Here is an 18,878-nt window from a genome sequence, read left to right on the forward strand (position 1 = left end):
ACACAAACGAACAATCGTAACTATCAACGCATAGACGCCGGAGTTAAGCCCGGCTGATGTATTTCTGTGCTATTTAAACAATTCTGAATGGCTCCCTAAATCCACAAACGTGATCAGGTCTGGGCGTGTGTTCTCGTAAACCATCAGAAAATCGCCACCGATATGACACTCGCGGAATCCAGACCAATCTCCAGTCAGCGCATGATCCAGATACTCTGCCGGTAACTGCTGCCCCAAAAACAACATCGCCATCACCTTCCGGACGTCATTCATGTCTCGCCTTCCGGCGCGGTTATAACGATCCCAAGACTTCTTGAATTCAGAAGTCTGCGCACACTGTTTAGGCTGATCAGCGCGTTTTTGTGTTTTCTCCGGTTTCGCCATCAGCAGTCCTCAGCATGTCGTCTATCGAGTCGAAACGCTGACGGATTTCTCGTGCTTCCATCATTGCGCGGGCCGTTTTCTCTGATGGAACTCGCACCTCGAAGGGAAGCCCCTGAGTGGCAACAACCTGCCGCAGAAAAAGTCGCATGGCGTCGCTAATGCTCAGCCCGCAAGCGTTCAAGACTTCAGTGGCACGCGCTTTCAAATCCTCATCAATGCGGCAGCGCACATCGGTAGTTTTCAGTAGTGCAGCCATTTCCATTACCTCATCGTGATTTTGTAGCTACATAAGCGCTACCTCTGCATTGTTGTCGGAGGGATCTTCGTCGGTCAACGCGAAGTTGATAGGTGGTTATCTACCGCCATGGCTCGCATGCCAGACGACCATTTCAACTCCTTTGACAAGGTAGGTGCTATCAGCTGAATCGTTACTTTTCCTGAGACCTATCTGCGCATGACGCAGGGAAAAACCCCGGAAGATGTAAGCTGTTTCTCTTCGAAAAAAATCGTCCCACGCACCAAAACCACGCACTTTTCTTGACCCCAATCACCCCCACGTCATCAAAAATCCCGATCCTGTGTCAGCTTCCAGCCATCGGCAGGGACATCAATTCGCTACTAAACCCGCGACAACTATGCTCAGGTGCTGGAATATAGCCGGCATATGACGCCGGACCGGCAGTCTCGTAAACAACAATACCCAGCCCACTTCAGAGGGCATTACCCATGGATAGCAGAACCTTACGCAACCTCATGCGCATCGTGCAGACCGGCTCGTTGTCGGCCGCAGCCGAGCATTCGTGCCTGACTGTGCAGGCCCTGGCCGCGCAGTTGAACAAGGTCGAAGAGCAGTTCGGTTTCCGCTTGTTTCGACGTTCCAACAAAGGGCTGACGCTGACGCCGCAAGGCACGGAGCTGACGCCCTACATGGACAAAGTGCTGATTGCCACGCGACAGATGGAAGAAAAGGTCGAGGCGCTCAAGGTACCCGGCCAGCGCACATTGAAGGTTGCGTTGAACAACACGTTGTCGTCTGACTTCAACCGGCGAATGATCGGACGCCTGATTGAGGTGTTTCCCGATTACCAGATGGAATTCAGCTACGCCGAGTCGATGGAAAACCTCAGCAAGCTGAAGAATGAGGACTTTGACCTCGCGGTGCTGATCGGCCCGCAGCGGCCGGGTTTGCCGAGCATTGTTTTGCCGGATGTGCAGGTGCAGGTGGTCGGTGCCCATTGCGGGCAGGAAAACGATCCACTGACGTTGCTGGGCAACAAGTTTCAGGTGCGTCCTGCGGAAGATTGTCCGTATTCCCACAGCTTCCTGCGTTTTCTCGACGCCGGACTGGGCAATCACGAGAACGGTCAGCGCATGGTTTATTCCTGCAGCGAGACCCTGACGCTGTCGTTGATCACGCAAATGGACGCAGTCGGCATGGTGTCGCGTGAGGCCGCGCAAAAGAACGGCCTGACGATATTCCCCGGTTTCGAGGATTTTCTCGAAGTGCGTCTGGCGGTGAATAACCCGAACCTGTCGGGCCAGGCCCTGAACGACGTGGTCGATCTGCCGCTACATGAACGAGCCGAGCGCAATGTACGCAGCCGTCCCAACCGCCACACTGAGAAAGAGGTTTTTGCTGAAATACGCACATAACAACGTCGGAATGGCTGCATAAAATTCCGGGCGATCGAGCTGTAGGTGCTGATCCTTGATCAACAAGGGTGTCAGGCTGATCGCAGCGACGATCGCCACCGGCAGGTATTCCAGCGCCCGCGCAACGAATGGCGGCCAGTGCTCGGTGTTGACTTGCAGCGGCAGCGCGCGTGGCAGGAAGGTCACGGCCATCATCAGCGCGACCACCAGGATCAGGAACGTTTGGTCAGGCATACACCCACTCCGCAGCCCACAAACGTGGCGATGAATACGTTGAATGGCGAAGTGCCGACCAGGCTCAGCGCGCCCATGCAAACGACGGCAGCCGCGGCGGCGATGAGTTTGTTGCGGGTGTTGCACAGCGACACGAGCACGTAGAGCATCATCGCGGTCAGTGCGTAATCGAGCTGATATTTGATCAGGTGCGACGCATATTGCGCGCAGACGGCGCCCAACAATCCGCCCAGCACCCATGAGGTGTGGCAGAACAGGTTGAAGCCGATCAGGTAACGGATGTTGACCGGCGCGCCGGTGCCCAGTTTGACGCTGTGAAACGCGAAGGATTCGTCGGTCAGTCCACCGGCGTAGGCCCAGCGTTCCATGCGGCTCAGGCCCAATGCGCGCAGGGCCTTGGCCATGTACACCGACATCAGCATGTGCCGCGCATTGATCAGGAAGGTGGTCAATACGATGGTGGTCAGCGAAGCACCGCTGGAGATCAGCGCCAGCGCGGCGAATTGCGAAGCGCCGGCGTAGACGAATAAACACATCGCCACCGGCAGCCACATCGGCAGCCCGGCATTGACCGCCATCAGCCCGAACACGAACGACACCGTGAAGTAACCGGCCACCACCGGGCTGGCTTCGGCAAACGTGCGCGATGGCTGATGGGCAGCCATCAGCGGCGCACTGCCGGACGTTTCATTCATAGATCCCTCTCAAATGTCCGCTCGCCGTGGGGTTCGCAAAAACCCTGGGCAGTCCAGAATCGCTTGCCCGCGAGGTTAGCATCGTCGACGAACAGAAACATCCGTAATACACCGACCCGTTTCATGTCGGACGACGCCGCTTCCACCAGCCGCTGGCCGACGCCCTGGCTGCGATAGCGTGGGCTGACCGCCAAGTGGTTGATGGTGCCGCGACTACCAAGCATGCCGCCGAGCACCGCACCGACGATCTCGCCAGCGACATCGAAGGCCAAATAGGCCGTGGTGGTCTTCTGGATCAACACGCCACGCAGGCATTTGGCGTCCTGCCATTCGCAGAACGACACTTCGTCGAACTGGCGGAAGAAGCGCTCCATGCGCTGCGCGTCCTTGGCGGTGGCACGTCGCAGCACCACCGGCGTCGAGCACTCGACGCCGTCGATTGGGGTGATCTGATTAGCGAACAATGTCGAAAGCGGTCCCGGGCCGCGAGAAGGAAATCGCCAGAATCTGCCGGTACGCCATGGCATGCGTATGAGGGTTGCGCGCGGGGGTCACGTAGTGGCGCATGTCGCGGTCAAGGAAGTAAGTGGTGTCGAGAATTTCCTGGTAGGTGGTCGACGCCAATTGATGCTCGTGGATATCGTAAAGACGACTCTCGGCACCCTCGACATTGTTGCGTCCCCAGAAGTGCACGCCGCTGAACGGATAACCGTCGCAGTGAATCCCTTCCGGGGTGATTTCCAGTTGCTTGCCGGGTTTGATCTCGATGCGGATCTGATGGATCTGGCACTGCCAGATTTCATCGTGCAGTTCTTCCGGCAGCACGCTTTTGTACACTTCAAAATCGGTGTCGATCAGGCTGCGCATCACCGGCGAAGTGATCACTTCATCGGAGAAGTCCTGAAAATGCCGCACAACACCGCCCACATAGGCGTTGTTCTCCTTCGACTGCACGTAGGCGCGATGCTCGAGCTGCTTGAGCTCACGTGTTTTCGGGTTGTATTCAAAGTCGCTGTAACGACGGTAACGCATGCCGGCTTCGGCCTGACCGTAGTAACTGTCAGGCTCCATGTTTTCCCAACTTTTGGTCAGTCTGACGAAGTCGGCAAAATGACCGTAGAGATTGAAGTCACCACCCTGGACGTTGACATATTTGTCGCGCCGTAGCGATTCGCCCACTTCTCTGTTCAAAACGATCATTACCAAATTCTCCGCTGCGTTGAGCGGCCTAATCTATTAGGTGGAGAATTTGCGTCCATGAGAAAGAATTTCAGGCATTTAAAGCCCTGTTTGAAACGGTACTTGAAGGCGCTTGAAAACCACTTTTACGTGACAAAAACACGGGTTTTTCCGGTTTTCGCAGAAAAGACCTCGAAAAAAAACCCCGAGCCAGTCGGGGTTTTCTCATGTTTCTTACACCGGATCGTTCATCAGAAGATGTTGATCGGGTAGTCCACGAATACACGCAGCTCGTTGCCGCTGACGTTGTACTCGCTGGATTTCTGCGACACACGCAGGATCGAGCTGCGCAATTTCACGCTCAAGTCTTTCGCCGGACCACTTTGTACGACGTATTTGACCTGGTTGAAAATCTCGCGCTCGGTGCCGCCTTCGCTGGTGGAGGTGGTGATGTTGTCGCCACGCACATAAGCGAAGTTGTAACTCAGACCCGGTACGCCGAATGCGCCGAAGTCCAGGCCGTAGCCCAACTGCCAGCTGCGCTCGTCTTCTGCGTTGAAGTCCGACCAGTAGGAGTTGGCCAGGTAAATGGTGTTGCCACCGTCACCGACACGACCTTGCTCTTTCTGATAGCCGCCGTAGGCATAGCCCAGGTTGCTGTCGCCGGTGGAGCGCTGATGCGCCACGGTGAACGAGTGCGGGCCGGTGGCGAACGTTGCTGCCAGGCTCCAGATCTTGTTGTCATCACCGGTAGCGCCACTTTCGCGGACGTAGGAATCGTCCAGCTTGGTGCGATAGCCGTTGAAGTCCAGGGTCAGGGACTGATCCTTGTCGATCGGGAACACGTAGTTGGCGTTCACGTATTGCTTCTTCAGCACGTCTTCGACGTCGGAAGCGTACAGCGCCGCCTTGAATTGTTCGGTGAACTGATAGCTGCCGCCCAACACGTTGATCGCCTTCAGACCACCGCTGTCACGGCCTTCAGCGCTTTTGCGCGACTCGGCAGTGAAACGACCGGCGTCCAGTTGCAGGCCTTTGATCTCTTTGGAAGTGATCAAGGTACCGGTGTAGCTTTCCGGCAGCAGACGCGAATTGTCATAGTTCAGCACCGGCAAGGCCGGCATCTGGTCACCGTAGGTCAGCACGGTGTTGGACAGACGGAATTTGACCGCAGCGCCGCCCTTGGACAGGTCATTGGCAGGCTTGCCGCTGTCGCCACGTTTGAAGAAGTCGATACCGCCAGCACCGCTGCGATCTTCGCTGCGTTCCAGGTTCAGGGCGTACAGGCCGAAAGCATCGACACCCACGCCGATGGTGCCTTGGGTGAAGCCGGACGAGAACGTACCGATAGCCGCTTGGCCCCACTCGGATTTGTCCGCGTTGCCGTCTTTGTAATCACGGTTGATGTAGGCATTGCGCAGCAGCACTTTGAGGCTGCTGTCTTCTACAAAACCCTTGGACTCGGCCTGGCCGTCAGCCATGGCCTGTGTGGCACTCAACATCCCCAGTGCGATCAGGCTGATTCGCTTGTTCAACATTTTGTTTTCCTTATTACGGGTTGAAACGCGCTGTGTCGAACGGCTGAAACGGCGCTATTGCACTCTTTTTTCACCCCGAAACAAAAAGACCCGCCCACGGTAAAACCGTGTCGGGCCCTTTTATTATTTTTGAGTCATGGCGGTTGGCCACAGGCGTTGGGCCGAATCGTAGCCGCGCCCTCAATAATGTGTCAATTTCAAGAATCGTCTTTAAATAGGTAAAAATCGTCTAAGAATCGTAAATTTTGCGATAGCGCATTGCTCGGAAATGCGCTTAACCAGTGAATCCGGCGCGATTACGCGCAGCCATCGAGATCGCATAGAGCGGGGGATTGAGCCGGCTCATCGGACACAAGCGCTTGCCCTAACCAATCAGCAAAGGCCTTCGGTTTACCTAACCACGGGCTGATGTCGATCAAGGTGAATTGCCCGTCCTGCTCCAGCGCCAATGTCGGAAAGCCCTGGCCGCCGAGTCGGGCCAGCAACGCGCGACTGGCTTTTACCTGCGTCTGGGGATCAACGGACTTAAACACCGTCACGAAAGTTGTCTGAACGTAACCCATCTGCGCCGCGACATCGAACAGTACAGACTCATCGGCAATCCGCCGCCCCTCCACGTAATGAGCGGTCTGCAAACACCCGAGCATCTGCAAACCGCGACCGTCGATGGACTCTGCCGCCATGACCGCAGCGATGGGTGGCGTTGAATCGAACACCGCCGAGTGATCACGCAACAGACCTTCGAAATACGCTTCGCCAAACGGCTGACCGGTGTATTCGGCAATGCGACGGTCGTGGGGCATGACGTAATCGCGCAGTTGCGGCGAAACACGCTGGCGATTCGCACCGCTCATCATTCCGCCCGCATGGGCAACGACCGGCAGCACTTGCTGCGCCGCTTGCACCAGCGGTTTGGCGCCGTAGCACCAGCCGCACAATGGATCGTAAATGTAGTGAAGGATCATGAGAGAACTCCGGCAACCAAACGGGGAAAATCGATGGCGGCAGATTATCCCTGCGGGCATTGGGGAAAAACGCCGGAATGGCTCTCAGACTGTTTCGCGAATCGGTCGAATGGGTTGCCTTGTTCGGCTACCGCTTCAAGCCCCCTCCCACAGGTTCAATGTTCGCCATGGTTTTCTAGCGCGCATAAAAAAGCGCCGCCATCCCGGCAGCGCTTTTACCAATCCTTGTTGTTTTTCTTATCCTTGCATCACAGCCCACAACGCTTCCAGTTCGGCCTCGCTGAACAGGTCAGCGGGATAGCGCTCAATCATCATCCGGCGCGGATCAGGTTCCCTGATCTGACGCGTTCCATTGGACTTCAAAAAGTGCGCGACAATCTGGAGCGATTCGCCGTTTACGGCCATGGGATGCAAATTCCGCTCGCTGATTACGTTCACTTCGGCGTTCATTTCAGCGCTCTCTCCCCGTTCGTGAGCGGCTAAGTTATCCAAGGTATATGACAGAACTGTTGAAGTTCCCCCCCTCCCTAGTGCGCGGTATCCGATACAAGAGCTATGCCAAGGTTTCCGATTTGTCGACAGGCGGATACAAAGAAGCCCGCGGTCCAGCAGGACCGCGGGCTTATTCGCACCCATCGCAAAAAACTTGCAGCCCGGGTGATTTATTAATCAACTCAGGCTGTTACGTCTCAACTCACTCTTTGTGCGGGGCTGGCTGCTGTTGGGTAAGGCAGTGGATATTGCCGCCGCCCAGTAACAATTCGCGGCCCGGCACCATCACCACTTCGTGCTGCGGGAACAGCTTCTGCAGGATTTCCCGCGCAGGCGCGTCCATCGGATCGTCGAAGCTCGGCGCGATGATGCCACCGTTGACGATCAGGAAGTTCACGTAGGAACCGGCCAGGCGCACGGAAGGGTTGCGCTCCTGGGTACCGTCCACCGGATCGACACCGGCGCACTCTTCTTCAGTCGCGTACAGCGGCCCTGGAATTGGCATCTTGTGCACCGTGAATGGGCGGCCCTTGGCATCGGTGCTGCTTTGCAGCACGTTCATTGCGGCCTGGCAGCGCGGGTAATTCGGATCCTGCGGATCGTCGGTCCACGCCAGCAATACTTCGCCCGGACGCACGTAGCAGCAGAAGTTATCCACATGGCCGTCGGTTTCGTCGTTGAACAGGCCATCCGGCAACCAGATGATCTTATCCACCGACAGATTGTCACGCAGCACCGCTTCGATCTCTTCGCGACCCAGATGCGGATTGCGGTTGTGGTTGAGCAGGCACTCTTCGGTGGTGATCAGCGTGCCTTCACCGTCGACGTGAATCGAACCGCCTTCCAGCACAAAACCTTCGGTGCGATAACGCGGGCTGCGCTCGATTTCGAGGATCTTGCCACCGACCTGCGAATCACGGTTCCACGGCGAATACAGACCGCCTTCAAACCCGCCCCAAGCATTGAAATCCCAGTTCACACCGCGCACTTCGCCGCTGTTGTTGATGACGAAGGTCGGGCCGCTGTCGCGCACCCAGGCGTCATCGCTGGACATCTCGACCACCCGAATATTCGGTACATCGAGGCGTGCACGAGCGTTCTCGTACTGACCGGCCGACACGGCAACCGTCACCGGCTCGAACCGCGCGATGGCTTTGGCCACGGCCGCATGCGCGGCTTGCGCCGGCTTGCCACCCAGGCGCCAGTTGTCCGGACGCTCGGGCCAGATCATCCAGGTCTGGGTCTGCGGCGCCCACTCGGCCGGCATGTAGAAGCCATCGTCACGCGGGGTACTTTTCAAGGTGGTCATCGGATCAGGACTCCAGGGAACCGTCGAGGGGGTTGCGAAGCAATGGCGACTTTATAACCGATAAATATCGGCATTAAAAGCCAACAAACATCCAGGCATCTAAAATAAAACAACTATTATCGATATAAATCTGAATCTCTGTAGGAACTGCCGCAGGCTGCGGCAGCTCCTGCAGGGGTCTGATTTAGAGGCCTTCCTCAAGTACCCGATCCAGCATGTCGACAAAGAAATCCACACTGCGCTGCGAGGTGACCATCGGCGGTTTGATCTTGAGAATGTTCAGGTCATCCCCGGTCGGCTGCATGAAGATCCCCAGCTCGCGCAGGCGATCGCACAACAGCGTGGTCTCCTCGGTGGCCGGCTCCAGCGTCTCGCGGTTGCGGATCAGCTCCACCCCCAGATAGAACCCGGAACCATGCACCGCGCCCACCAGCGGATGTTTATCGATCAAGGCTTCCAGGCGCGCCTTGAAATGCCCGCCCACCACCCGGGCGTTTTCCCAGAGCTTTTCTTCTTCCATCACATCCAGCACCGCCATGCCGATCTGGCAGCTCACCGGACTGCCGCCGGCCGACGAGAAGAAATAACCTTCAGCTTCCAGTGCCTCGGCGATTTCCCGACGCGTGATCACCGCGCCCAGCGGCTGACCGTTGCCCATGCCCTTGGCCATGCAGATGATGTCCGGCACCACGCCTTGCTCTTCGAAGCCCCAGAAGAAGTGGCCCATGCGCCCGTAACCGACCTGAACTTCATCGGCGATGCACACCCCGCCCTGGGCCCGCACCAGCGCATAGACCTGTTTCAGATAACCGGGCGGCAGGGAAATCCCGCCGGCGTTGCCGTACACCGGTTCACAGATGAAACCGGCCAATTGGCGCTCCTGCGCGGCGATATGCGCCAGTTGCGTTTCGACGCTGCGTACATAATCCGGCGCAGAATCCAGGCCACGGAATTCGCCACGATAGAGGTTCGGCGCAGTCACCGGATGTACCCAGTCCGGACGGCTTTCCAACGCTCGCGGGTTGTCGGCAACCGACGTCGACACCGCATCGGCGCCGACCGTCCAGCCGTGATAGGCCTCCAGCACGCTGAGCATGTCGCGGCCGCCGCTGTAGGCCCACGCCAGCCGGATCGCCAAGTCGTTGGCCTCACTGCCGCTGTTGACCAGAAACACCCGGTCCATGCCTTCCGGCGCCAGTTTCAGCAAGCGTTCGGAAAACTCCGCCACCGCCGCATAGTTGAAACGCGAGTTGGTGTTGAGCAGCGACCACTGCCGCGCCGCCACCTGCGCCATGCGCGGATGACCATGACCGAGCACCGCGACGTTGTTGAGCATGTCGAGGTAGGAGCGACCCTGCATGTCGATCAGGTGATTGCGCCAGCCACGCTCGATGCGCGGTGGATCGACGTAATAATGTTTTTGCGTGCGGGCGAAACTGGCGTCACGTCGTTCGAGCAGGGTTTTGGCGTCCAGCTCCGGTTCGGCATCGCAGGCCAGCCCCAGCAGCGTGGCTGGCGAAGGACACAACGCCTGCCACGCGACCGCGCGCGAAGGGCTGCAGAACAACGGCGCATCCAGCGACGCAACGCGGCTCAACTGCACCTTCAACGGGCCATCGACCGACCCCAGCACCTGACCTTTGACCAGCGCCGCGCCACTGTGCAGCGAGGCGCTCACACCCCACAGGCGCACGCTGAGCTGGGGTCCGTCGAGTTGCAGCACACCGTCCGCCGCGTGATGCAGCACACCGGCAAACGGCGCTTCAACCGCCGAACCCTGCGGCACGCGCAACTCAACGTGCAGCGGGAACGTCTGGGGCTCGACCGCACTGTCCGGTCGCGTCTGCGACAGGCGATATTGTCCGTAACGGCTCGCCGCCAGACCATGCGCGGCAGCGGCTTCGGTCAGCAACCGTTGATCGATGCCCGGTTGCTCCCAGTTGCCCGCTTCGAAGTGCGGACTCAGGACGCCAAGATCGATCAGCGCAAACTCCCGCCCGACCAGTTCCGGCAGCAGCGGCGCGAAACCTTCACCGCCAATGGCCGGCAGCGGCTGGCCGACCGCCGTGAGAATCGCCGCCTCCATCAGCGCCAGCGGCACCGAAGTCGCTACGTGGAAGATTTCCCACTCATGTTCAAGGTTGTCGCGGCTGTAGGTGTTGCCCGGATCGATGCTGACCTGTTGCTCACCACTGAGCACCAGCACCGCCGCCCGCGCCACGATCAACGGCCACAACGCCAGCAATTCTTCATGTTGCAGCGGATTGACCGCGTGATAAGCCTGCACCGCTGGCAGAATCACAAACGGATCGCCGCCGGCATGGTGCAGCAGCGCCGCGCACGTCACCGACAGGTCAGTGATGCGCCAGGTGCGCACCAGATCACCGAAGTCGATCACGCCCTGCAATTGCCAATGACGCTTGGCATCGCGTTGCCAGACGGCATTATCGTCGGTGATGTCCATGTGGATCGCCTGCACCGGCAGCTTGTCCTGCAGCGGCTGCAAGCGACGTTCGGCCTGCTCGGCGGCGCCCGCGATCAGCGCGCGCTGGCGTTCATCCTTGATCACCGGCAGCAGGTGGCTGATCAGCGCACTGGCATGGCGCGCGTCCCATTGCAGCGTGCGCTGCAGGCCCGGGTGCTCGAAGCCGGCCAGGGCCAGATCCATCTCGCCACACAGCCGACCGAAACCGGCCACCACGTCGTGGCCCAAGTGATCAAGATGCGTCAGTGGCTGACCTTCGATGTAGTCCAGCAACCGCACGTGCACCGGCTCGCCATCGGAGTCCAGCGACAGCAGATCCGCGCCATTGCCGGCCGGGATCACCCGGGGTACGTGCACTGACGAGTGTTCGGCAAGGTACTTGAGGCCTGCATGCTGAGCCTGCAACTCGACCAGTGCATAGTCGCCGCGGCAGATTTTCAGGACAAAGCGCCCACGCTCACAGTCGACCCGATAGTTCAGATCCTGCTGACTGCCCAGCGCCTGTAACGTGCCGCTGAGCCCGTAATGCTCCGCCAACCACTGCCGGGCCTGCGCCTCAGAGACCTGTGGGCTGGGCAAACTGGCGCGATGAATCAACGTGGCAAGCGGCATGGGACGACCCCTGAAATTTTATTAGGCGCCTATATCGCCATTGCTACAGACGATGCGCAACCCCCGACCGGAGATATTCAAGCGCTCGCATCCGCCGGCACTTTGCGCAAGAATGTCGGCCATTCACACCTATCTGGAAAAACCTCATGAATGTAATCACCACCGATCTGCCCGGTGTTCTGATCATCGAACCCAAGGTATTTGGTGACGAGCGCGGCTTCTTCTACGAGAGTTTCAACGCCAAGGCGTTCCAGGAGGCGACCGGTCTGGACACTCAGTTCGTGCAAGACAACCACTCACGCTCACAGAAAGGCGTGCTGCGCGGACTGCATTACCAACTGCAGAACACTCAAGGCAAACTGGTTCGGGTCACTGCCGGCGAAGTGCTTGATGTGGCGGTGGACATTCGCCGCAGCTCGCCGCACTTCGGCAAATGGGTTGCCGTACGCCTGTCGGCTGAAAACCACCGTCAACTGTGGATCCCGGAAGGTTTTGCCCATGGTTTCGTGGTACTAAGCGAATTCGCCGAATTCCTCTACAAAACCACCAACTACTATGATCCATCGTCCGAGCGCAGCATTCGCTGGGACGACCCCGCGCTGGGCATCGACTGGCAACTGGACGAAGCGCCGAAGCTGTCGGCCAAGGATCAGGTCGGCGCGCTGCTCAAGGACGCTGACGTCTTCGCCTGAGCCTAGGCATAATGCGCCTGTCACTACAGGCGCATTCGGCTCATGAAACCTACCCTTCCCCGCAGACCCCGCTGGCGCAGCCTCGCCCTGCTGGCCCTGTGTCTGGCGCCGCTGCTGTGGCCGCTGGAGCATCTGGCCGAGCGCTATTACCGCAGTGAACTGGCCGGACAAAACCGCCAGACCCTCGACCTCTACGTCGCCAACCTGCTGGGCACCCTGCACCGCTATGAAGTGTTGCCGCAGATCCTCGGCGACCTGCCGGCCCTGCGCGCCGTACTCGGCGCACCGGACGACGGCGTCACCCAGGGCAACGCCAATCGCCTGCTGAAAAACATCGCCGCACAGACTGGCGCCGAAGTCATGTACCTGATGGACACCAGCGGCCAGACCCTGGCGGCGTCGAACTGGGACAAACATGACAGCTTCGTGGGGCGCAATTTCGCTTTCCGTCCGTATTTCAGCGAGGCCATGGCTGGGCGTCTGGGACGCTTCTTCGGCCTCGGCACTACGTCGGCCAAACGCGGTTATTTCTTCGCCGCCGCCGTGCGCAACGGCGAAAAAATCATCGGTGTGCTGGTGATCAAGGTCGACCTCGATCACACCGAAAGCCTGTGGGGCAAAACCCCGGAACAACTGTTGGTGACCGACCATAACGGCGTGGTCATCCTCACCTCGCGCCCGGAGTGGCGCTTTCGTTCGACCCGGACGTTGAGCGACACCGAGCGCTCGGCGATCACCGCGATCCTGCCCTATCCGACCCGCGAACCGCGTCCGCTGAACCTCAGCGAAAACGCCTGGTTGACGCAGACCGTGAACATCGCCGAAACCGGCTGGAGCGTCAGCATCCTTGCCCCGCGCACGCTGATCGATCGTCCGGTGCGCACCGTTGTCGCCATCGGTGGCGCCACGCTGTTGGTGGTGATGCTCCTGCTTGGTTTGATGATGCAGCGCCGTCGACATTACCTGGAACGTATTGCCTTCGAAGCCAAGGCCCGCCGTGAACTCGAAGGCCGGGTGGCCGAGCGGACCAGCGATCTGGAAGGCCTCAACCGGCGCCTCAAGCAGGAAGTGCTGGAGCGCGAACAGGCTCAGCAGGAGCTGGTACGGGCCCAGGACGACCTGGTCCAGGCCGGCAAACTCTCGGCACTGGGCACGATGTCGGCGAGCATCAGCCACGAGCTCAACCAACCGCTGGCAGCGATCCGCAGCTACGCGGAAAACGCCGAAGTGCTGCTTGATCACCAACGCACCGAAGATGCCCGTGGCAACCTCAAACTGATCAGCGAACTGACCGGGCGCATGGCCTCGATCATCGCCCACCTGCGTGCCTTCGCCCGCCGCGACCGCCATGCTCCGGAAAGCGTCGCCCTGCAACCGGCGCTGGATGATGCATTGGCATTGCTGGCCAAACGGCGCCGCAGCATGGAAGTCGAGCTGATCCGCGACCTGCCCGCCGCCACCCTGTGGGTCGAGGCCGGCGAAACCCGTCTGCGCCAGGTGCTCGGCAATCTGCTGGCCAACGCCCTCGATGCGCTGACCGAAAAAGGCCCGCCGCGCAAACTGTGGCTGAGTGCCGAATCCACGGCCGAAGGCGTCAATCTGTACATTCGCGACAACGGCCCGGGCTTTTGCATGGAAGCCCTCGGCCGCGCCAGCGAGCCCTTCTACACCACCAAGACCCGCACTCAGGGCCTTGGTCTGGGGCTGGCGATCTGTGAAACCCTGATGCGCGCCTTCGGTGGTGAACTGTCGTTCGCCAACCACAAGCAAGGTGGCGCCTTGATCACCCTGCGGCTGCGCGCCGGCGCACCCGGGGTCAGCCTGCAACCGTCCGAGGATCGAAGTGCATGACCATCGACAATCGCATTCAGGTGGTGTTGATCGACGACGATCCGCACCTGCGTCAGGCCCTGGGCCAGACCCTGGACCTGGCCGGGCTGAAAATCCTCCCGTTGTCCGAGGCCAAAGGTCTCGCCGCGCAACTGGAGCGTGACTGGCCCGGTGTGGTGGTCAGCGACATCCGCATGCCGGGCATGGACGGCCTGGAACTGTTGAGCGAATTGCACGCTCAGGATCCGGAGCTGCCGGTGCTGCTGATCACCGGCCACGGCGACGTGCCGCTGGCAGTGCAGGCGATGCGGGCCGGCGCCTATGACTTTCTGGAAAAACCGTTCGCCAGCGATGCCCTGCTCGACAGCGTGCGCCGCGCCTTGGCCCTGCGCCGGCTGGTGCTGGACAACCGCAGCCTGCGCCTGGCCCTGAGCGATCGCAACGAACTGAGCGCACGACTGGTCGGCCACTCGGCGCCGATGCTGCGCTTGCGCGAGCAGATCGGCGCGCTGGCGGCGACCAAGGCGGACGTGCTGATTCTCGGTGAAACCGGCGCTGGCAAAGAGGTCGTGGCCCGTGCGCTGCACGATTTGTCGAGCCGGCGCAACGGCCCGTTCGTGGCGATCAACGCCGGCGCCCTGGCGGAATCGGTGGTCGAAAGCGAGCTGTTCGGGCATGAACCGGGCGCCTTCACCGGGGCGCAGAAACGCCGGATCGGCAAGTTCGAATTCGCCAACGGCGGCACACTGTTCCTCGATGAAATCGAAAGCATGAGCATGGACGTGCAGGTGAAACTGCTGCGCATGCTGCAAGAGCGTGTGGTCGAACGTCTGGGTGGCAATCAGTTAATCCCGCTGGACATCCGCGTCATCGCCGCGACCAAGGAAGACCTGCGGCAAGCCGCCGATCAAGGACGCTTCCGCGCCGACTTGTATTACCGTCTGAACGTGGCGCCGCTGCGCATTCCGCCACTGCGCGAACGCGGCGAAGATGCGCTGGTGCTGTTCCAGCATTACGCCGACGAAGCCAGCGCCCGCCATGGTCTGCCGCCGCACGAACTGCAACCGGCGCAACGCGCCTTGCTGTTGCGCCACACCTGGCCCGGCAATGTGCGCGAACTGCAGAACGCCGCCGAGCGTTTCGCCCTCGGTCTGGAACTGGCGCTGGATAACAGTGGAAGTGAAGGCGGCGGCACCGCCGTGGAAGTCATCAGTGGCGGCCTGAGCGAGCAAGTGGAAAACTTCGAGAAATCGTTGATTGCCGCCGAACTGGCGCGCTCCCACAGTTCGGTGCGCAGCCTCGCCGAAGCCCTGGGCATTCCGCGCAAGACCCTGCACGACAAACTGCGCAAGCACGGCTTGAATTTCGCCGACAGTAACGCCCATGGAGACGAAGCCGAATGAGCCGCGACAGTCGCTATCTGGAATCGGTGCTGCATCACGACATTCCCCTGACCCGCGAGATGGGCCTCAAGGTCCTCGGCTGGCACGAGCAGCAGTTGAGCCTGCACTTGCCGCTGGAGCCGAACGTCAATCACAAGAGCACCATGTTCGGCGGCAGTCTCTACTGCGGTGCGGTGCTGGCGGGTTGGGGCTGGCTGCACCTGCGCCTGAAGGAAGAAGGCATTGAGGACGGGCACATCGTGATTCAGGAAGGGCAGATCAGCTATCCGTTGCCGGTAACCGGCGACGCCACGGCCATTTGCCCCGCCCCGCAGGCGGCGGTCTGGAAGAAGTTTCTGGCGATGTATCAGCGCTATGGACGCGCACGGTTGACGCTCGATACGCGAATCGTCAACACCGGCAGTGATGAGGATGCAGTGACGTTTCGCGGGCAATACGTTCTGCACCGCTGAAGCAAAAGATCGCAGCCTTCGGCAGCTCCTGCAGGGAAATGCTAAATCCTCTGTAGGAGCTGCCGCAGGCTGCGATCTTTTGATCTTATGAGCGGGCCAGCTCCAACAATCTCGCGCGCCAAGCCGCTTTCGCCGGCAACGCCAGAAAGAACTCATTGAGCAGCGATTCCCGCGCCGGATAACAGAACGCGTCGCCCTGCAGATCCAGCACCTCGCCGCCTGCACCTTCGAGCACGCCCTGCGCCGCCGCGGTGTCCCACTGCGACGTCGGCGCCAATCGCGGATAACAATCCGCCGCCCCTTCAGCCAACAGACAAAACTTCAACGAACTGCCGATGTTTGCCAGTTGCAACTCGCCCAGGCTGGCGCTCAAACCGGCGAGCAGACGTTCCTGCTCCGCACTGGAGTGGCGACGGCTCGCCACCACGGTAAACGCTTCACCGGGCGCGAGCGCGTCACGCACCTGAATCGCCACCGGTGAACCACCCTTGTCCCCACGCCACGCGCCGAGACCGGCACCGCCGACATAGAAGCGGCCATTGGTCGGCATCGACACCACGCCAAACACCACCTGCCCGTTTTCGATCAGGGCGATGTTGACGGTGAATTCTTCGCTGCCGCTGATGAACTCCTTGGTGCCATCCAGCGGATCCACCAACCACCAGCGCTGCCACCCGGCGCGCACGCTCTGCGGGATGCTGGCATCTTCTTCGGACAGAATCGGAATACTGGAGTCCAGTGCGGTCAGCCCGGCGACGATCACGTGGTGTGCGGCGATGTCCGCCGCCGTCACTGGTGAATCATCGGACTTGGCGGTGACCTCCACGCCAGAGCGCCAGAACGGCAGAATCGCCTCGCCAGCCTGCAACGCCAGCTCAACCACCGGCGCCATCAACGGATGGGTAAACTTCATCGACATCTCACTCATGACTGAAAGAACCCGCGCTGCGTCAGCAGATCACGCGCCAGATACAGCGCCGCCAGGGCACGGCCTTCGGTAAATTGCGGGTTTTGCGCCAGCGCAGCCAGCTCACGCAGGTTGACCTTGTCAACGCGCATCGGCTCGGGCTCGTCGCCCTCCAGACGCTCCTCGTAGAGGTCGGTGGCCAACACCACCTGGATCTTCTGGCTCATGTAACCGGGCGACAGCGACAACTCGGTCAGATGTTCCAGCTGGCGCGCGCCATAACCGGCCTCTTCCTTGAGCTCGCGCTCGGCCGCGGCCAGCACATCCTCACCCGGCTCGATCAAGCCTTTGGGCAAGGACAATTCGTATTCATCAGTGCCGCCGCAGTACTCCTCGACCAGCACCGCATGTTCACTATCGAGCATTGCCACGATCATCACTGCGCCATAGCCCGCGCCTTTGCCGACCAGACGCTCGTAGGTGCGTTCCACGCCATTGGAAAAACGCAACTTCAGTTCTTCGACGCAAAACAGGCGACTGGTGGCGACAATCTCGCGGGCGAGTACAGTGGGTTTCTGGCGCATGCAAAGCTCCTTGGCGTGAACGCGCTACTATAACGCGGCTTTCCCGATTGTTTGTGTCGGATATCTTTCTACCGCTCGAGACGTTGCCATGCCTTCTTTACCGTGGTCTGACATCGATACCGTTCTGCTGGACATGGACGGTACCTTGCTGGACCTGCACTTCGACAACCACTTCTGGCTGGAACACCTGCCACAACGCTACGCCGATCTGCACGGAGTGAGCCGGGCCATGGCCGACATGGAGCTGCAGCCGTTGTTCGAGCGCCATGCCGGACAGCTGCAGTGGTACTGCCTGGATTTCTGGAGTGCCGAACTGAAGCTCTCGGTACGTGAACTGAAACGGGAGACCGCGCACCTGATCGCGCTGCGTCCGGATGCCGACACCTTTCTGCAGGCGATCAAAGAGACCGGCAAACGGGTGATCATGATCACCAACGCGCATCGCGATTCACTGTCGCTGAAACTGGAGCGGATCGAACTGGCGCCCTATTTCGAACGGCTGATCAGCTCACACGATTACGGTTATCCCAAAGAGAACCCGCAGTTCTGGGATGCCTTGCAGGCGGATATCGGTTTCGATCCGGCGCGCAGTCTGTTCATTGACGATACGTTGCCGATTCTGCGCAGTGCGCGGGAATTTGGTGTGACGCATTTGTTGGCGGTGAAAGAGCCGGACAGTCGCAAGGGGCCGAAGGACACGGCCGAGTTTGCGGCAGTTGAAGATTACCGCGATTTGATTCAGGGACTCTGATTTCCTGCAGGAGCTGCCAAAGGCTGCGATCTTTTGACTTTGATTGTTTAAAAAACAAGATCAAAAGATCGCAGCCTTCGGCAGCTCCTACAGGATGTTGTATTACTCGGGGATACGCAGGGTCTGGCCCGGGTAGATTTTGTTTACATCCTTGAGCATTGGTTTGTTGGCCTCAAAGATCTTGTTGTACTGGTTGGCGTTGCCATACACCGCCAGGGAAATCGCGCTGAGGGTGTCGCCCTTCTTCACTACGACAAAACGTGCCGCAGCCACAACCGGCCCGGTCACCGTGATCTGATCATCAACACTGCCCACGCCTTCGATGTTACCCACCGCCAGCAGAATTTTTTCCTTCTCTTCCTGGCTCGCTACCTCACCGGTCACCGTGACCTTGTCGCCATCCACGGTTGCCTGAACATTCGGATTGCCCAGCCCGACCTTGCTGATGTGTTCCTTCAACTGCTCGCTGGCATTGGCATTACCAGGGGTCAGCAGATCGATCAGTTTCTCACCGGCCTCTTTCACAAAGCTCAACAGACTCATGGCACACACTCCTTGATTTGGATTCCAGACGTCCAAGCCTAGACCACGTTTGCCGAACCCGGTTCCAGCCCGACCAATGACCCGGCTCCGCCGCTGGCTCAAGCGGCTGGCGCGCGTCCGCAGATCGCGGCCCCTTGCTTGATCGACGGCGTCTATCAATAGATCGACAG

Annotated in this window: 20 protein-coding genes; 6 read left to right on the plus strand and 14 right to left on the minus strand. The window is 59.7% G+C overall.

Annotated elements, in window-relative coordinates; all coding sequences use genetic code 11:
• Window positions 1–69: 69 nt before the first annotated feature.
• Complete coding sequence (locus KVQ82_RS29100) at window positions 70–384, minus strand: type II toxin-antitoxin system YafQ family toxin (RefSeq protein WP_222017261.1); 315 nt, start codon at window positions 382–384, stop codon at window positions 70–72.
• A complete protein-coding gene (locus KVQ82_RS29105) occupies window positions 350–640 on the minus strand; it encodes a type II toxin-antitoxin system RelB/DinJ family antitoxin (protein WP_003220704.1) in 291 nt (96 codons plus the stop codon). Before KVQ82_RS29105 ends, KVQ82_RS29100 begins: the two co-directional genes overlap by 35 nt.
• Window positions 641–1,110: 470 nt before the next feature.
• Between KVQ82_RS29105 and KVQ82_RS29110 the strand changes: the two genes are divergently transcribed.
• Window positions 1,111–2,037, plus strand: a complete 927-nt coding sequence (locus tag KVQ82_RS29110; protein WP_007961685.1) for a LysR family transcriptional regulator — start codon at window positions 1,111–1,113, stop codon at window positions 2,035–2,037.
• Here KVQ82_RS29110 and KVQ82_RS29115 read toward each other — a convergent pair.
• The 9 genes from KVQ82_RS29115 to KVQ82_RS29155 all read right to left on the minus strand — a co-directional run bounded on the left by KVQ82_RS29115 (window position 1,954) and on the right by KVQ82_RS29155 (window position 11,546).
• A complete protein-coding gene (locus KVQ82_RS29115) occupies window positions 1,954–2,271 on the minus strand; it encodes an AzlD domain-containing protein (protein ID WP_003220702.1) in 318 nt (105 codons plus the stop codon). The two genes, KVQ82_RS29110 and KVQ82_RS29115, sit on opposite strands and share 84 nt — an antisense overlap.
• The gene (locus tag KVQ82_RS29120; protein ID WP_027611235.1) at window positions 2,250–2,966 is read right to left on the minus strand and encodes an AzlC family ABC transporter permease; all 717 of its coding nucleotides are present in this window, start codon (window positions 2,964–2,966) and stop codon (window positions 2,250–2,252) included. Before KVQ82_RS29120 ends, KVQ82_RS29115 begins: the two co-directional genes overlap by 22 nt.
• Complete coding sequence (locus tag KVQ82_RS29125) at window positions 2,963–3,340, minus strand: GNAT family N-acetyltransferase (RefSeq protein WP_008080517.1); 378 nt, start codon at window positions 3,338–3,340, stop codon at window positions 2,963–2,965. The genes KVQ82_RS29120 and KVQ82_RS29125 overlap by 4 nt, the downstream gene beginning before the upstream one ends.
• Window positions 3,341–3,419: 79 nt before the next feature.
• Window positions 3,420–4,166 (minus strand): 2OG-Fe dioxygenase family protein, encoded by a 747-nt coding sequence (locus KVQ82_RS29130; protein WP_041071315.1) that lies wholly within the window; start codon window positions 4,164–4,166, stop codon window positions 3,420–3,422.
• 230 nt (window positions 4,167–4,396) lie between these two features.
• The gene (locus KVQ82_RS29135; protein WP_041071313.1) at window positions 4,397–5,683 is read right to left on the minus strand and encodes an OprD family porin; all 1,287 of its coding nucleotides are present in this window, start codon (window positions 5,681–5,683) and stop codon (window positions 4,397–4,399) included.
• A 296-nt stretch (window positions 5,684–5,979) separates the two neighbouring features.
• Window positions 5,980–6,648 (minus strand): DsbA family protein, encoded by a 669-nt coding sequence (locus tag KVQ82_RS29140; RefSeq protein ID WP_222017262.1) that lies wholly within the window; start codon window positions 6,646–6,648, stop codon window positions 5,980–5,982.
• Between the two features lie 237 nt (window positions 6,649–6,885).
• Window positions 6,886–7,098 carry a hypothetical protein gene (locus KVQ82_RS29145; protein ID WP_041071305.1) on the minus strand — a complete coding sequence of 71 codons (213 nt, stop codon included), beginning with the start codon at window positions 7,096–7,098 and terminating at the stop codon, window positions 6,886–6,888.
• Between the two features lie 244 nt (window positions 7,099–7,342).
• Window positions 7,343–8,449 (minus strand): agmatine deiminase, encoded by a 1,107-nt coding sequence (gene aguA / locus KVQ82_RS29150; RefSeq protein ID WP_047290833.1) that lies wholly within the window; start codon window positions 8,447–8,449, stop codon window positions 7,343–7,345.
• 184 nt (window positions 8,450–8,633) lie between these two features.
• On the minus strand, window positions 8,634–11,546 hold the full coding sequence (locus tag KVQ82_RS29155) for an aminotransferase (protein WP_222017264.1): 2,913 nt from the start codon (window positions 11,544–11,546) through the stop codon (window positions 8,634–8,636).
• A gap of 146 nt (window positions 11,547–11,692) precedes the next feature.
• Between KVQ82_RS29155 and rfbC the strand changes: the two genes are divergently transcribed.
• Genes rfbC through KVQ82_RS29175 form a run of 4 tightly spaced genes read left to right on the plus strand, consistent with a single transcriptional unit; the run spans window position 11,693 to window position 15,923 of the window.
• A complete protein-coding gene (rfbC, locus tag KVQ82_RS29160) occupies window positions 11,693–12,238 on the plus strand; it encodes a dTDP-4-dehydrorhamnose 3,5-epimerase (protein ID WP_222017265.1) in 546 nt (181 codons plus the stop codon).
• Window positions 12,239–12,280: 42 nt separating this feature from the next.
• Window positions 12,281–14,089: an ATP-binding protein gene (locus KVQ82_RS29165; RefSeq protein WP_041071297.1), complete on the plus strand. Its 1,809-nt coding sequence runs from the start codon at window positions 12,281–12,283 to the stop codon at window positions 14,087–14,089.
• Window positions 14,086–15,471, plus strand: a complete 1,386-nt coding sequence (locus tag KVQ82_RS29170; RefSeq protein ID WP_041071294.1) for a sigma-54 dependent transcriptional regulator — start codon at window positions 14,086–14,088, stop codon at window positions 15,469–15,471. Before KVQ82_RS29165 ends, KVQ82_RS29170 begins: the two co-directional genes overlap by 4 nt.
• On the plus strand, window positions 15,468–15,923 hold the full coding sequence (locus KVQ82_RS29175; RefSeq protein ID WP_041071291.1) for a thioesterase domain-containing protein: 456 nt from the start codon (window positions 15,468–15,470) through the stop codon (window positions 15,921–15,923). The genes KVQ82_RS29170 and KVQ82_RS29175 overlap by 4 nt, the downstream gene beginning before the upstream one ends.
• An 85-nt stretch (window positions 15,924–16,008) precedes the next feature.
• On the opposite strand, the gene cysQ is transcribed toward KVQ82_RS29175, so the two are convergent.
• The gene (cysQ, locus tag KVQ82_RS29180) at window positions 16,009–16,836 is read right to left on the minus strand and encodes a 3'(2'),5'-bisphosphate nucleotidase CysQ (RefSeq protein WP_222017267.1); all 828 of its coding nucleotides are present in this window, start codon (window positions 16,834–16,836) and stop codon (window positions 16,009–16,011) included.
• Window positions 16,837–16,847: 11 nt separating this feature from the next.
• Window positions 16,848–17,414 (minus strand): ADP compounds hydrolase NudE, encoded by a 567-nt coding sequence (gene nudE, locus KVQ82_RS29185; protein ID WP_222017269.1) that lies wholly within the window; start codon window positions 17,412–17,414, stop codon window positions 16,848–16,850.
• 88 nt (window positions 17,415–17,502) lie between these two features.
• On the opposite strand from nudE, the gene yrfG reads away from it, so the two are divergent.
• Window positions 17,503–18,165: a GMP/IMP nucleotidase gene (yrfG, locus tag KVQ82_RS29190; RefSeq protein WP_222017271.1), complete on the plus strand. Its 663-nt coding sequence runs from the start codon at window positions 17,503–17,505 to the stop codon at window positions 18,163–18,165.
• A 102-nt stretch (window positions 18,166–18,267) separates the two neighbouring features.
• Here the strand turns inward: yrfG and lysM are convergent, their stop codons facing one another.
• A complete protein-coding gene (gene lysM / locus KVQ82_RS29195) occupies window positions 18,268–18,708 on the minus strand; it encodes a peptidoglycan-binding protein LysM (RefSeq protein ID WP_027611221.1) in 441 nt (146 codons plus the stop codon).
• Window positions 18,709–18,878 lie beyond the last annotated feature (170 nt).

This window comes from Pseudomonas sp. AO-1 (assembly GCF_019775695.1).
GTDB lineage: Bacteria > Pseudomonadota > Gammaproteobacteria > Pseudomonadales > Pseudomonadaceae > Aquipseudomonas > Aquipseudomonas parakoreensis.